Origin of the sequence: Harryflintia acetispora, assembly GCA_004340125.1 — a bacterium.
Classification (GTDB): domain Bacteria; phylum Bacillota; class Clostridia; order Oscillospirales; family Ruminococcaceae; genus Harryflintia; species Harryflintia acetispora.
This window is the reverse complement of sequence record SLUK01000001.1, coordinates 1-14,946: the sequence shown is the minus strand read 5'-3', so window position 1 is coordinate 14,946 and position 14,946 is coordinate 1. Positions and strand designations below refer to the sequence as shown.

Below are 14,946 nucleotides of genomic sequence, written 5' to 3'. Positions count from 1 at the left end.
GGGCCCCGGAGTAAACCGCAAAGAAGGAGGGGACACGGGTGAAGCAAAGCAGCACCCTGCCGCCCGAGCGCAAGGCGCAGCGGCGGCGCAACAAACTGAAAAAATGGGCGCCCGCCTACCTGCTCATGCTGCCGGGCGTGGTATACTTTTTCATCAACAACTATATCCCCATCACCGGGCTGGTGGTGGCTTTCAAGAAGTACCGGGTGGATACCGGGATCTATCTCAGCCCCTGGGTGGGGCTCAAAAACTTTGAATTCCTCTTCGCCACCAACGACGCCTTTGTCATCACCCGCAACACCCTGCTCTACAACCTCGCCTTTATCCTGGTGAACATGGTGCTGGGGATCGCCTTTGCCATCTTTATCTGCGAGGTAAGCAACAAATGGCTCAAGAAGATTTACCAGAGCGCCATCCTCTTCCCGTTTTTGATCTCGATCATCATCGTCAGCTACATCGTCTTCGCCTTCCTCAGCGTGGACAACGGGCTGATCAACAAGTCCCTGCTCGAGCCGCTGGGGATGGATTCGGTGGCGTGGTACACCGAGCAGAAGTACTGGCCGGCGATTTTGATTATCGTCAACACCTGGAAGACGGTGGGCTACTCGTGTATCCTCTATATCGCGGGGATCGCCGGGATCGATCGGGCGCTCTACGAGGCCGCCGAGATCGACGGCGCGGGCAAGCTGCGGCAGATATGCAGCATCACCATTCCCTGCCTCATGCCGACCATCATCACCATTGTGCTGCTCAACATCGGGCACGTCTTTTATGCGAACTTCGGCCTGTTTTACCAGGTGCCGATGAATTCGGGCGCGCTCTTTGACGTCACCAACGTCATCGACACCTACGTCTACCGCGCGCTGCTCAAGATCGGCAACATCGGCATGGCCTCGGCGGCGGGCTTCTACCAGTCGCTCGTCGGCTTTATCCTGGTGCTCGTCTCCAACGGAATCGTGCGCCGCTTCAGCCGCGAGAACGCGCTGTTTTAAGATAGGAGGAGAGAAATGATCCGTACCAGAGGGGACAAAACCTTCGAGGCCGTGTCCCACATCGTCATGATCCTGGTGACGCTCTGCGTCATCCTGCCGTTTATCCTGCTCGTCGTCTCCTCTTTCACCGACGAGAGCGAGCTGGTCGCCCACGGCTACTCCTTCTTCCCGAAGAAGCTGAGCCTGGAATCCTACCGCTACCTCTTCAAAAAGGGCGGTTCGATCATGCGCGCCTACGGCACCACCATCCTGGTCACCCTGGTGGGCACCGCACTGCACGTCACGATGGGCTCGATGCTCGCCTTCGCGCTCTCGATGAAGGGGCTGCCCGGCAAGCGCTTCTGGAGCTTCTACGTCTTTTTCACCATGCTCTTTAACGGGGGGCTCGTGCCCACCTACCTGACCTACACCAACATGCTGCACGTCAAGAACACCTTCTTCGGGCTGCTGGTGCCCAACCTCATGCTCTGCGCCATCCATGTGCTGCTCATGCGCAGTTACTTTTCCACCAGCATCCCGGATGCCATCTACGAGGCGGCCGAGATCGACGGGGCGGGGATTTTCACCATCTACTCGCGGATCGTGCTGCCGCTGGGCAAGCCGATCATCGTCACCATCTCGCTCTTCGCGGGGCTGGACTACTGGAACGACTGGCTCAACGGCCTGTACTTCATCAGCGACCAGAAAAAGTACGGGATTCAGACCATGCTCTTTCGCATCCTGGAGGACATCCGGGTGCTGGCGAGCGCTTCCCTGGGCTCGGCGGGCATGAACATCAAGATTCCTTCCGTCTCGATCCGCATGGCGATCGCCTTTGTGGCCATTATCCCGATCATCATCATCTACCCCTTCCTCCAGAAATATTTCCAGGATGGTATTGCCCTGGGTGCGGTGAAGGGATAAACTGTACTCAAAAACGGGAGGGGTCAAAAGCCTATGAAGCGCAAGCGCTCCTTTGCCTATCTGCTGCGCCTTCTGCTGGCGGTCTACATACCGCTTTTGCTGCTCAATTTCACCATCAGCTTCATGATCATCCGCCACATCCGCGAGCAGACCATCAGCCTGCTGCGCGCCAACATGGACATCTACGCGGGCGAGATCGACAACCGGCTGGAGAGTGTAAACTACATGCTGCTCAACACTCTCTTTTCCGAGCAGGCGCTGCTGCTGCGCCGCCAGCCCGAGGACGTGATCGATGAGATCAACGCCACCAACCGGCTCAAGAAGCGGTTCGCCGAGGGGCGCATTTCCTTCGGCAACGAATATAACTACTTCCTCTGGGCGCAGGACTGGGACGGTTTTATCTCCTCGAGCAGCGATTCGGCGGCGTTTTTGCAGTTCCAGGCGGTGCTCGCGCACATCAAGGACCTGCTGCACTCCCCCGGGCTCGGGGCCCTGGCCGAGAAGAACACCTGGACCGTCTTCGAGGAGGGCGGCAGCTACTACCTGATCAAAATCTACCGCTACCAAAACCAGATCATCGGCGCCTGGGCGCCCGCCGAGCGGGTGCTCTCCCCGCTGTTTCGGAGCAGCCCCGAGGACGGCTTCCTCGTCATCCTCGACGAGGAGGGGAACATCCTGACCGGGGGCGAGCAGGCGGGCGACCTCCCGCTGCCCATCGAGAAGGGGAAGGGCGCTTCGATCATCAAGAACCGCCTGGTCATCCCCGAGGGCTTTAAAAAGGGCGACTTCTCGGTCAACTGCGTGATCACCAACTGGGGCGCTTATGAAAATGCCACCCGCATATTGCTGCTGCTCACCTTCGCGGCGGTGCTGACCTTGACGGTCGGGCTCTGGCTGCTGCTCTACGTCAAGCGGGCCATCGTCGACCCGGTGCGCCGTTTTTCGGAGCATCTGCGGGACTATAACGAGAGCGGGGCCATGCTCGGGGAGGAGAACATCCTCGAGCTGGAGAGCGCGGGGGACGTCTTCAACGGTCTGATGGAGCAGGTGGAGGACCTCAAGATCGAGGTGTATGAGGAGAGCCTGCGCCGCCAGCGCGCCGAGTTCGACTACATGCAGCTGCAGATCAAGCCGCATTTCTACCTCAACTGCATGAACATCATCTACAACATGGCCCAGACGAAAAACTACCGCGAGATCCAGCGCCTCTCGCTGACGGTCTGCAAGTACCTACGCTCGATGTTCCGAAACGGCATGGTGCCGGTGCCCATCGAGGAGGAGCTTTCGCTGGTGCAGAGCTATCTCGACATCCAGCGCATCCGCTACGACGCGCAGTTTTTCTATCTGATCGAGCAGGACCCGGCCACCGCCGGAGCGTTGATCGCCCCGCTGATCATCCATACCCTGGTGGAAAATTCGATCAAGCACAACATCACCCAGGAGGGCTCGCTCACCGTGCGCGTGCGGCTGCGCCGGGTGATGGAAGACGGCCTGGAGGCCCTCTCCATCCGGGTGGAGGACACCGGCGGCGGATTTGAAGAGGACATCCTCGCGCTGCTGCAGAGCGGGCGGCGCCCGGGGCTTGCCGACGGGCGGGGGATCGGGCTCTACAACACCCGCCAGCGGCTGGAAATCCTCTACGGCGGCCACGGGTCGATCCGCTTCGCCAACCGGGAGGAGGGCGGCGCCCGGGTCGATATCCTGATCCCGCTTCAAAAGCCGCCCGCGGCGGGAAGGGGGGCGCAGCCATGAACATCCTGCTGGTGGACGACGACCGGTACGTGCTCGAGGGGATCAAAGAGGGGATCGACTGGTCGGCGCTGCCGATCGAGGGGATTTACACCGCCCAGAACGCCCAGCAGGCCAAGCGCATCCTTTTGAGCACCCCGGTCCAGATCTTGGTCAGCGACATCGAGATGCCCCGCGAGAGCGGGCTGGACCTTTTGGAGTGGGTCAACGGGCAGGGGATGAAGCTGCAAAACATCTTCCTGACCAGCTACGCCCAGTTCGGCTACGCCCAGCGGGCGGTCTCGCTGGGCAGCTTCGAGTATTTCCTAAAGCCGATCGAATACGACAAGCTCCAGCAGATCATCGGCAAGGCCGCCGAGAAGGTGCGCCAGGAGGAGCGCGCGGGGGAGTACTGCGCCTACGGCGAATACTGGGTGGACAACCGGGACAACATCCGGGACTACTTCTGGCGCGGGCTGTGCGAGCTGCCCGAGCGGGGGAGCCGGGAGGTGATCCTGCGCCGCGTACAGGAATATAAGCTCCCCTATGACGGGCAGGAGCAGTTCCTGGCGCTCTACTTTAGGCTCTGGGGCCTTCTCTCCTGGGAGGACGGACGGTGGGAATACGCCTTCCAGAACATCGCCAAGGAGCTCTTCGCCCCCTTTTCGGTGGAGACGGTCCAAGCCATGGGCGAGGGGGGATTTCTGGTGGTGCTCTCGGACTTCCGGGGACGGCGGGAGGCGCTGCTCGCCGCGGGCAGGAAGCTGATCGCCAGCTACCGCCAACACTTTTCCTGCGAGGTCTGCGGATACCTCTGCGAGCCCTTCTTGCTGGTACAGTTCCCCGCCGCGCTGGGGCGGCTCGCGAGAGCGGACCGGGACAATCTGACGGTGCGCGGCAAGATGCTCCTGCTCAGCGAGTGCCGCCCGCCCGCGGGGGAATACCTGCCGCCCGACCAGGAACGCCTGGGGCTGCTCTTCGAGCGGCACGACGCGCAGGAGCTGCACAGGGCGGTGGAGGAGCACCTCGCCGAGATGGAGCGCCGGGGCGCGGTGAGCCGGGAAAACTTTAAAAAGCTGCGCTTCGATATGCTGCAGCTGCTCTTTTCCAAGCTCTATTCGCGCCAGATCGAGGCGCGCAGGCTCTTTTCGAGCGAGCAAAACGACCTGCTCTACGCGCGCTCGCTGCGCTCGGTGGCGGGGATGCAGGAGTATCTGGAGTATCTGATCGACACCTCGCTGGCCTACGGGGACCTCGCGGGGAACGCAAAGTCGGTCGCCGGGAAGATGTGCGACTACATCGAGGAGAACCTGGGGCACAACATCACCCGGCACAGCCTGTCCGAGGCGCTCTTCTTCAGCCCCGATTACCTCGCCCGGCTCTTCAAAAGGGAGATGGGGGTCTCGATCGCAAGCTACCTGCTCGAGCGGCGCATGGAGCGCGCGCGGGTACTGCTCTCCACCACCCGCAAGTCGATCCACCTCATCGCGCAGGAGCTGGGGTATGAGAGCAGCTCATATTTCTGCAAGCTCTTTAAAAAGCGCTTCGGGGTTACCCCGAACGAGTTCCGTTCACATGAAGCATAAGCACATCCGCAGGAGGGGATTCACCATGGTACAATATCCGCATGAGCTGTTAAACGGCCTGCGCCACCAAAAAAACACCATCGAGATGTACGGCACGCAGATAGAAATTAAGGCCATCCCGGACGAGCCCCGCCCCGGGCGGCTGGACCCGCGTGAGCGGGCGTCGGCCGAGGAATACCGCCGCCAGACCGAGGCGGGCAAAATCAAACCCGAGAGCGAAATGACCCTCGAGGAGCAGCGCCTGGAGATGGGCTTCCCCGGCTGGAACATGAACACCGTGGCCATCCACACCCGCTATGAGGAGATCGAGTGCTCGGGGCGCAAGGTGGGCATTTGGGTCTACTATCCGCGGCTGCCTGTCGGCAGGCAGGGCCGCGCGGGGCTCGTCTATCTGCACGGCGGCGGCTGGATCGGCGGCGCGCCCTTCGACCTGGAGGGCGGCTGCCGGCTGGTGGCGCAGCTCGCCGACTGCGTCGTCTTTAACATCGACTACGCCCTGGCGCCCGAGCACCCCTATCCGGCGGGGCTCGAGGACTGCTACGCCGCGATCCGGTACATCCATCAAAATGCCGCCCGCTTCGGGGTGGACCCCGAAAAGCTCGCCGTCGGCGGGGACAGCGCGGGGGGCAACCTCGCCGCGCTCTGCGCGCTGCGGGACCGGGACGAGGGGGGCCGCCTGCTCAAGAAACAGTTCCTGCTCTATCCGGTGGTCACTTTTAACGGCGAAGGGGTGGGGGACTACCGCTGGAGCGCGGAGGACTACGACGTCTGCGACGAGGACCGGGAGATCATCCTCGACTCGCTCGACCTCGGGCACCCGTCCGAGGAGGGCAAGCCCTCGATGGGCAGAATCGAGGGGTACTACCTGCAGCACGGCGAGGACCCGAAGGGCCCCGCCGTCAGCCCGATGTTCGCAGACCCACATGGGCTCTGCCCGGCGGTGATCGTGGACGCGGAGTTCGACGGGCTGCGCGTGCAGGACGAATACTACGGCCGCCTGCTGCGCGAGGCGGGGGTGCCGGTGCGGATCCTGCGCTACTGCGGCATGCGCCACGGCTTCTTTGAGAAGCTGGGGCTGGTGCCGCAGGCCGAGGACCTGGCGCATGAGATCGCGCAGGAGATGAAAGCGCTCTGACCGGCCGTCGTGCCGTCCCCGGCGCCCTTCCAAGAGAAGGGCGCCGGGGTTTTTGCACGTTCAGGTGTATCCCGTTTTACATCCCATAGAAATTCGCGGTTGACATCCGCCGCCCGGATTTTACAATGGAGATAGAATCTATCATCAGAAAGGCGGCGGGAGGATGTATCAATTTGACGAGAGGATCGACCGGTACGGCTGCAACCAGGTGAAATACGATTTTGTCGGCCGGGTGGCCGAGGGGGTGCGCGCCGATGCGCTGCCCATGTGGATCGCGGACATGGACTTTGCCGCCTACCCGCCGCTCATCGAGGCGCTGCAAAAGCGGGTGGAGCGGCGCACCTTCGGCTACAGCCTGCACAAGACCGATGAGTTCTTCGGCGCGATTCGGGGCTGGCTGCGCTACCGCTTCGGCTGGGAGGTGGCAAACGGGGACATCTGCTACACCCCCGGCATGATGACGGCCATCGCCTTTTTGATCCAGGGCCTCTCGGCCCCGGGGGAAGGGGTGGTTATCCAGCCGCCGGTCTACGACTCCTTCGCCGAGGTGATCGAGCGAAATGGCCGCCGGGTGGTGAACAACCCCCTGATCCCGCGGGAGGACGGCGGATACGAGATGAACCTTACCCAGCTCGAAGCGCAGCTGCGCCTGCCGGAAAATAAAATCCTGCTCCTTTGCAGCCCCCATAACCCGGTGGGCAGGATCTGGCGGGAGGACGAGCTGCGCCGCGTCGGCGAGCTCTGTAAAGAGAACGGGGTCTTCCTCATCAGCGACGAGAGCCATTGCGACCTGGTGCGCCGGGGGCTGCGCCACGTCCCGGTGCAGCAGCTCTTCCCGGGCAGCCCCCTGATCGCCACCTGCATGACCCCCTCCAAGACCTTCAGCGTGTCGGGATTCCAGATCGGGTATGTGCTGCTGCAGGACGAGGGGCTGCGCGGCATCTGGGAGCGGGAGTCGATGAAGGTACATATCTTCCACCCAAACGCTTTGGCCATCACCGCGCTGCAGGCGGTCTACAACGACTGCCGGGAATACTACGAGCGCTCGCTCGACTATCTGGATGAAAACCTGCGCCTGGTGGACGATTTTTTAAAGACGGAAATGCCCCGGGCGCGCTACCGGCTGCCCGAGGCGACCTATCTGTGCTGGATTGACCTGCGGGGCTATGGCTGTCCCCCACAGGAGATCATGGAGCGCTGCCTCTACCGCGGCAACGTCGTGCCGGACCCGGGCGCCGGCTTCGGGCAGGGGGGCGAAGGCTTTATCCGCCTTAACGCCGGCTGCCCGCGCGAAACGCTCATGGAGGGGCTGCAGAGGCTCAGGAAGGCCATGGAAGACTGAGAGAAAGGGAGGGACCGAGATGGAAGAAAAATTAGCCGCCCTGCTGGAGGAGGCCGTCGATGGGGTGATGGACGAGGTGATCGCCTTTCGCCGCCAGCTGCACCGCCGGCCCGAGCTGGGGTTTGAGACCTTTGAGACGATGGAGCTGATCTCGAAAATACTGACCGAAGCCGGGATCGGGCACAAGACCCATTGCGCCGAGAGCGGGGTGGTCGCGCGCATCCCGTCGAAGGGGAGCGGCCATAAGCTCGCGCTGCGCGGCGACATCGACGCGCTGCCGGTGACGGAACAGACCTCGCTGCCCTTCGCATCCGAGATCGAGGGGCGCATGCACGCCTGCGGGCACGACAACCACGCGGCCATCGCGCTGGGCAGCGCCCTGGTGCTCAACCGGCTGCAAGGGCGGCTCCCCGGCGAGACACTGGTGGTCTTCCAGCCCGCCGAGGAGGGGCCCACCCTGCCGACCGGCGCGCGCCGTATAATGGCCGAGGGACACCTGGACGGGGTGCGGGAAATCTACGGGCTGCATGTCTCCAACGAGCTGATGGTGGGCCAGATCGGCTGCCGCTGCGGCAATTTCATGGCCTCGGCCGATATGCTGAACGTCAAATTTACCGGCAAGGCCAGCCACGCCGCCTACCCGCACAAGGGGGTGGACGCGCTGCTGGTGGCCTGCCGCTTCGTGGACGCGGTGCAGACCGTCGTCAGCCGGATGAGCGACCCGCTCGAGCCGATTGTGATCAGCTTCGGCAGGATGATAGCGGGCGAGGCGGGGAACGTCCTGGCCGGCGAGGCGCAGCTGTGGGGGACCATGCGCACCTACAACAAGGAGCTGCAGCGCCGGGCCCTGGCCGCCATCGAGCAGATGGCAAACGAGACCGCCGCCATGTACGGCGCTACGGCCGAGGTGAAGATCACCCAGGCAATCGGCTCGGTGGTAAACGATAAGCGCACCACCCAGAAGCTCGAGCGGGTGGCGCGGGAGCTGCTCGGCGAGGAGCAGGTCGTCGCGCTGGAGAACCCTTCGATGGGCGGGGAGGACTTTTCGGGGTATCTCGACGCCATCCCCGGCACCTTTTATAACCTGGGCACCTCGGACGGGGTCAACCGCGAGCCGCTGCACAGCAGCACCTTCGACGTCGACGAGCGGGCTCTGCGCGTGGGGGTGCGCCTGATGTGCGCCCTCGCCCTGGATCCGGAGCGGTAAAGTTTATCAAGGGAGTTCCCGCCTGCTGCGAAGTGGGCGGGAACTTTTTCTAATTTTTCCATGATTTGTGTTGTTGACATAAGGACAATTGTATATAGTGTAATAAAAGTATGGGCGTAATTTGACGGGGTAAAGTATTCCGTTTAATACCCGCCTGAAAATGAACTTGTTATAATGAGGGTGAACGCACCTCAAAAGGAGGAGTTTCGGTGAGCGCAATGCCTCTTTCATCCCCCTGGATCATGCAGAACATCAACCTTTGGGACTGCGTGACCGGCGGGGCGTCGCTCGAGAGCTACGAGCGGGAGGAGATCATTTACGAGCAGGGCGAGCAGATGGACTGCGTCTACGTCGTCAAGTGCGGGCGGGTGCGCCTGAGCTCGGTCGGCTGCGGGGGCAACGAGCAGATTTTCATGTTTATGGAGCAGGGGTCGATGTTCGGGGAGACCGACTTTTATGAGCGGGGGCTGCGCATCTGCCGGGCCACGGCCATCTGCAAGACCACCCTCTACCGCGTGGAGCTCGACGACTTCCGCCGCCAGCTCGAGGAGAACCTCGACTTCTGCCACAACCTGATGGCGCTCTGGTCGCAAAAGCTCAACCTGCTCACCGGGCGGATCGAGTCGCTCGCCTTCACCGACACCTACAGCCGGTGCGCGCAGGTGCTCTTAAACCTCATGGAGATGTACGGCGAAAAGGTGGACGGCGGCTACCGGATCGGGGTGGAGGTCACCCACCAGAACATCGCCAACCTCGTCACCTCCACGCGGGTCACCATCAACAAGATCATCCGCCGGATGGTGCAGGAGGGGCTGATCGACCGGGACAGCCGGCACTACGTCATCCGCGACGTGGAGGGGCTGCGAAAAATCGTGGGCAGCCAGTATACAGGCAGCGGACTTTGATATTTTGCCGCGCGGCGGTGAGATAAGAATCGAAACGGGAGGGAATCAGTATGGTCATTACCAGCGTGGACGTCTATTTGCTGGACTGCGGCACCACATCCTGGCGGCCGATCGTCTGCCGGGTGAACACCGACGAGGGGATTTCGGGGTTCGGCGAGGCGTCGATCGGCTTTGACAGCGGCGCGCCCGCGGCCTACGCCATGATCAAGGACATCGCGCCGCTCATCATCGGCATGGACCCGATGGCGCACGAGGTCGTCTTCGACAAGCTCTTCTGCCAGACCTTCTGGGGCCAGACGGCCGGGGTGGTCGTGATGGGCGCGATCAGCGCCATCGACACCGCGCTCTGGGACATCAAGGGCAAGGCGCTGGGAGTGCCGCTCTATCGGCTCCTGGGCGGGAAGTTCCGCGAAGGGCTGCGCTGCTACGCCAGCCAGCTGCAGTTCGGCTGGGGCTATGGCATGGGCCGCGCCGCCAAAACCGAGGAACTCGTCGAGGCCAGCGTCAAGGCGGTCGAGGAGGGCTTCGACGCGATCAAGATCAATTTCATCACCTTTACTCCCGACGGGGGCCGGGTGGGCTTTTTGCGCGGCCCGATCCCGTATGACATCCAGAAGCTGATCGTCGAGAGGCTCGAGGCGGTGCGCAAGGCCGTGGGCGAGCGGGTGGACATCATCGTGGAAAACCATGCGCGCACCGACGCGGTCTCGGCGGTGGAGATGTGCCGGCTGATCGAGCCCTACCGGATCATGTACATCGAGGAGGTCGCCACCCCGCTCTGCCTGCAGACCTTTAAGACCATCCGCCAGAAGACGAACATCCCGCTGGCCGGGGGCGAGCGGATCTTCTCGCGGCAAAATTATATCAACTACTTTAAGGAGGACGCCATCCAGATCGTGCAGCCGGACATCGGCACCTGCGGCGGGATCAGCGAGGCGAAGAAGATCAGCGACATGGCGCACGGCTTCGACACCGGGGTGCAGATCCACGTCTGCGGCAGCCCGATTTCGATCGCCGCCTCGCTCCATCTGGAGGCGTCGATCCCGAATTTCGTCATCCATGAGCACCACGTCATCAACCGCAGCAAAATGAACATCGACCTGGGAACCCACGACTACCAGCCGGTGGACGGCTACTGCGCCGTGCCCGAGCTGCCCGGCCTTGGGCAGGAGCTCAGCGAGCAGGCGATGGCCGGGGCCTTGGCGCATGAGTGCGTCACCGCCTGAGCCGATAAGCGTATATAACCGGCGCCCCGCCCAGCGGCAGAGCGGGCGGCCCCAACACGTCCGCAAATCTGGGGCGGGGCGCCGGGAAATTTGATAGAGGAGGAACGATCATGTCCAACAAATCAAACAAAAAAATGGGCCTGTTCTCAGCCATGATGATCCTCGTTGGATCGGTCATCGGGTCGGGAATCTTTATGACCCCCGGCAAGGTGGCCGCCGCCGCGGGATCAATCGGCCCGACCATCATCGCCTGGGTCGCGGCGGGCGCGTGCGGCATACTCTGCGCCCTGGTTTACGCCGAGCTGGCGCCGATGATGCCGAAAGCCGGCGGCGCCTACGTCTTCATCCGTGAGGCGCTGGGCGACGGACCGGCCTTCGCCTACGGCTGGTCGATGACCTTCGGCTCCTTCCTGCCGGTCATCGCCATGCTGGCGACCGCCTTCTGCACCAACCTGGCGATCTTCTTCCCGGGGCTCACCGTGACCGGGCAGCGGATTGTCGGCACCGTCATCATCCTGGCGCTGATGGTCGCCAACCTGTGCGGGGTCAAGTTCGGCTCCCTGATTCAGAATATCTTCACCGTCGGCAAGCTGGGCGCGCTGGCGCTGGTGATCTTCGGCGGGCTGTTCGTGCTCAAGGGAGGGAATTTCCTCTCGATGACCACCGAGACGGTGGAGTGGGGCAACAGCCTGAACGCGGCCGTCCCGGCGCTGCTGGCCTTCGGCGGCTACTACACCCTGGCCTATATGAGCGAAGAGATCGACAACCCCAAGCGCAACCTGCCGCTGGCCACCATCTTCGGCATGGGGATCGTCATCCTGGTCAACGTCCTGCTCAACCTCTCGTGCATCGGCGCGGTCGGCTTTAAGGAGCTCGCCGGCGCGGACACCCCGGTGAGCATGGCCGCCATGACCATCTTTGGACCGATCGGCGCCGCCATCGTCACCCTGGGCGCGCTGATCTCGATCTTCGGCTCCCTCAACGGGGCCATCATGGGGCCGCCCCGGGTGGTCTACGCCATGAGCAAGGACAACATGCTCTTCGGTTTCTTCAGCAAGCTCCATCCGAAGTTCAATACCCCTTACATCACCCTGATCATCTTCGGCGTGGTCGCGATCTTCTTCCTGTGGACCGGCTCGTTCATGACCCTGCTCATGATGGGCACCTTCGTCTCCCGTCTGCTGGAGTGTATCGTCGCCCTCTCGCTGATCGTGCTGCGCAAAAAGAAGCCGGATGCCGAGCGCCCGTTCAAGATGTGGGGCTACCCGGTCACCGCGGTGCTCACCATCCTGATCACCGGCACCCTGGTCTGCATGGTCGATCCCACCCAGATCCTGCACGGCCTGCTGCTGATGGCCACCTCCATCCCCGCCTATCTGATCTTTAAGCATACCCTCAAGAAGAAGGCGCAGGAGCCCGCGGCCAAGTAGCGAATCGAAACCGGATGCGGCGCAGGGGGCGGCGCGGCTGATTACGCCGTGCCGCCCTGCGCTGACGAGTAAGGAGGAACGCATGTGAAGAGAATATCGCAAGAGCTCGTGCAATATGCCACCGAGATGCGGCACCTGCTGCACCAGAACGCCGAGCTCTCGTTTCACGAATACAAGACCACCGAAATCATCCTGAGCGAGCTGCGCAAGCTCCCGGTGGAGATCACCACCTGGGAGGATATCTGCGGCGCCGTGGCGCTGCTGCGCGGCGGGTCGCCCGGCCCGACGGTGGCGCTGCGCGCGGACATCGACGCGCTCCCGCTGCAGGAGGACAGCGGCTCGCCCTACGCCTCCAAGAACCCGGGCGCCATGCACGCCTGCGCCCACGACATGCACACCGCAATCCTGCTGGGGGTTGCGAAGTACTACAGTGAGCATAAGGACGAGCTGCGCGGCAACCTGAAATTCATCTTCCAGCCGGCCGAGGAGGTCCCGCCCGGCGGGGCCAAGACCCTGATCGAGAAGGGCGTGCTGCAAAACCCCAAGGTGGACGCCGTCTTCGGGCTGCACCACGCGACCGAGAACCGCACCGGCGAGATCGGGATCCACTACGGCCAGTTCCTGGCGAGCGCCGACTCCTTCACCCTGACGCTGCACGTCAAGGGCGGGGGCGGCTCGGCCCCGCACAAGGGGGTGGACGGGATCATGGTGGCCGCCGAGATCATCACCGCCATCGAGGTGGCGATGACCCGGCGGATCGACCCGGTCAAGGTCGCGCTCATTTCGTTCGGCACCATCCACGCCGGAACGGCCTTCAACATCCTGGCCAACACGGTGGAGATCAGCGGCACCGCGCGCACCCTCGACCCCGAGGCCATGCGCCAGATCCCGCAGATCATCGAGGAGACGGCCAGCGGGATCGCCGCCGTGTATGGGGGCACCGTCGAGCTGGACTATAAGGCGGGGTACCCCTGCGTGGTCAACGACATGCGTATGACCAAAATCCTGGAGACCGCCGCCGTCAAGGCCATCGGCAGCGAAAAGGTGTTTAACGCCGACGCCATCATGGCCGGGGACGACATGGCCTATTACCTGCAGGAGGTGCCGGGCTCCTACTTCTGGCTGGGGATCACCCCGCAAAGCGGGATCATCGCCCCGGCGCACACGCCAAAATTCGACATCGACGAGGGCGCCATCGAAACCGGGCTCGAGGTGATGGCCGCCGTCGCCGCCGAGGCGCTCGAGGAACTGGCATAAAGTAAAAAAGCGGTCCGCCGGATTGCCGGCGGGCCGCTTTGCTGCGTTATAAGAGGTGCTTGACCAGGAAGAGGCAGGGGTTGTCCTCGTCCCAGAAGAGCGGGAATACCTCTAGGGGGACGAACCCCATCTCGTAATAGAAGCTGCGCGTGCGCGCGTAGGGCTCATAGTCGGCCGAGCCGTCCAGCGTCTTGACGCTCAGGTACTCCTGGCCGTTGCCGCGGCAGTACCGTTCGGCGGCCTCCATCAGCGCCTTGCCGATCCCCTGCCGGTGGTAGCGGGGCAGAACGCCCATCACGCAGACCTCGGCCGTATAGCGGTTATGCACCTTGATTGCCAAAAAGCCAACCGGCTGGCTGCCGTCGAAGGCGGCGTAGAAGGGGAGGCCGCGCGCCTGGTTTACATAGTCGACGATCGACTGCTCGACCCCGAACCAGTCGGGCAGCGCCCGGAGGATGTCATTGCAGATCATGAAGCGCCGCTGCGGGTCCAAAATTTCTTTTATCTGCATAGGACCGTGCCCCTTTCATGAAAACAGTCCCGTGCAAACCATGGTTTGCACGGGACTTGGTGCGCCCGACAGAATTCGAATCTGCGGCCTTTGGAGTCGGAGTCCAACGCTCTATCCAGCTGAGCTACGGGCGCATAACAGCCCGCCTTTTCCCGGACGGGCTTTTATTATTATAGCACAGAATTTAGAAAAAGGAAGGGGGAAGTTTCAAAAATTTGCTTGGAGCATTTCCGGGAGTATATATAAATAGGAAAAAGAAAAGGGAATGTAAAAGAAGATAAAAATAAAGGTATAATTTCTCTTGACATCGCATAGTGCGTTGTGCTAATATAAATAAGCTGTCCGGCGGGAGGCCGTGATCTTGAGCCCGAAAGGGCGAGGGGAAAGGGTTGACAAGAAGGGCAGCGGGGTGATATAATAAAACTTACCTCCCTCGGGAGGCGGGGTTTGTTAAAAAGCCCGGGAAACGCGTCGGGCGCGGCCCGACACCAAAGAAAAGGCGTGTTGGCAAGCACGGAGTGCTTGACAGGAGGAGCAGAGCTCCGAGAACGGCTTTTCAAAATGCGAAGGAAATTGCTTGAAGCGGAAAAGAACGCGGAGCGTTTTTAGGATGCGTCGGGCAATGCCCAACGCTATAGGACCTTGAAAATTGAACAACATGAAAAAGCGAACCTTTGAAATTCTAATGAGTAATTCAAAGTAGTGCGTGGGACTTTTGGGACAT

Annotated in this window: 13 protein-coding genes and 1 tRNA gene; 11 read left to right on the top strand and 3 right to left on the bottom strand. The window is 62.2% G+C overall.

Going from position 1 to position 14,946, the window contains the following annotated elements; translation table 11 throughout:
* Positions 1-38 precede the first annotated feature (38 nt).
* The 11 genes from EDD78_RS00065 (at position 39) to EDD78_RS00015 (ending at position 13,711) form a co-directional block, all read left to right on the top strand.
* Complete coding sequence (locus EDD78_RS00065) at positions 39-992, top strand: ABC transporter permease (protein ID WP_341456002.1); 954 nt, start codon at positions 39-41, stop codon at positions 990-992.
* A gap of 15 nt (positions 993-1,007) precedes the next feature.
* On the top strand, positions 1,008-1,895 hold the full coding sequence (locus tag EDD78_RS00060) for a carbohydrate ABC transporter permease (protein WP_079700148.1): 888 nt from the start codon (positions 1,008-1,010) through the stop codon (positions 1,893-1,895).
* A gap of 33 nt (positions 1,896-1,928) precedes the next feature.
* Positions 1,929-3,647 carry a sensor histidine kinase gene (locus EDD78_RS00055; protein ID WP_132083329.1) on the top strand — a complete coding sequence of 573 codons (1,719 nt, stop codon included), beginning with the start codon at positions 1,929-1,931 and terminating at the stop codon, positions 3,645-3,647.
* A complete protein-coding gene (locus tag EDD78_RS00050) occupies positions 3,644-5,209 on the top strand; it encodes a helix-turn-helix domain-containing protein (protein ID WP_132083327.1) in 1,566 nt (521 codons plus the stop codon). Before EDD78_RS00055 ends, EDD78_RS00050 begins: the two co-directional genes overlap by 4 nt.
* Before the next feature lie 25 nt (positions 5,210-5,234).
* A complete protein-coding gene (locus EDD78_RS00045; protein ID WP_165873040.1) occupies positions 5,235-6,344 on the top strand; it encodes an alpha/beta hydrolase in 1,110 nt (369 codons plus the stop codon).
* A 163-nt stretch (positions 6,345-6,507) separates the two neighbouring features.
* A complete protein-coding gene (locus EDD78_RS00040) occupies positions 6,508-7,686 on the top strand; it encodes a MalY/PatB family protein (RefSeq protein WP_079700144.1) in 1,179 nt (392 codons plus the stop codon).
* Positions 7,687-7,705: 19 nt separating this feature from the next.
* On the top strand, positions 7,706-8,893 hold the full coding sequence (locus tag EDD78_RS00035; RefSeq protein ID WP_079700143.1) for a M20 metallopeptidase family protein: 1,188 nt from the start codon (positions 7,706-7,708) through the stop codon (positions 8,891-8,893).
* Positions 8,894-9,111: 218 nt separating this feature from the next.
* Positions 9,112-9,798 (top strand): Crp/Fnr family transcriptional regulator, encoded by a 687-nt coding sequence (locus EDD78_RS00030; protein WP_242942228.1) that lies wholly within the window; start codon positions 9,112-9,114, stop codon positions 9,796-9,798.
* 50 nt (positions 9,799-9,848) lie between these two features.
* Positions 9,849-11,024 (top strand): mandelate racemase/muconate lactonizing enzyme family protein, encoded by a 1,176-nt coding sequence (locus tag EDD78_RS00025; protein WP_132083321.1) that lies wholly within the window; start codon positions 9,849-9,851, stop codon positions 11,022-11,024.
* A gap of 110 nt (positions 11,025-11,134) precedes the next feature.
* Positions 11,135-12,454, top strand: a complete 1,320-nt coding sequence (locus EDD78_RS00020) for an APC family permease (RefSeq protein ID WP_132083319.1) — start codon at positions 11,135-11,137, stop codon at positions 12,452-12,454.
* Positions 12,455-12,538: 84 nt separating this feature from the next.
* Complete coding sequence (locus EDD78_RS00015) at positions 12,539-13,711, top strand: M20 metallopeptidase family protein (RefSeq protein ID WP_132083317.1); 1,173 nt, start codon at positions 12,539-12,541, stop codon at positions 13,709-13,711.
* 46 nt (positions 13,712-13,757) lie between these two features.
* On the opposite strand, the gene EDD78_RS00010 is transcribed toward EDD78_RS00015, so the two are convergent.
* From EDD78_RS00010 to EDD78_RS14080, 3 genes are all read right to left on the bottom strand, one after another.
* A complete protein-coding gene (locus EDD78_RS00010; protein WP_132083315.1) occupies positions 13,758-14,222 on the bottom strand; it encodes a GNAT family N-acetyltransferase in 465 nt (154 codons plus the stop codon).
* Positions 14,223-14,279: 57 nt separating this feature from the next.
* A tRNA-Arg gene (locus EDD78_RS00005) sits at positions 14,280-14,356 on the bottom strand.
* A 316-nt stretch (positions 14,357-14,672) separates the two neighbouring features.
* Positions 14,673-14,946 (bottom strand): hypothetical protein (locus tag EDD78_RS14080; RefSeq protein ID WP_207668632.1); only part of this gene is annotated, 274 nt, incomplete at its 5' end.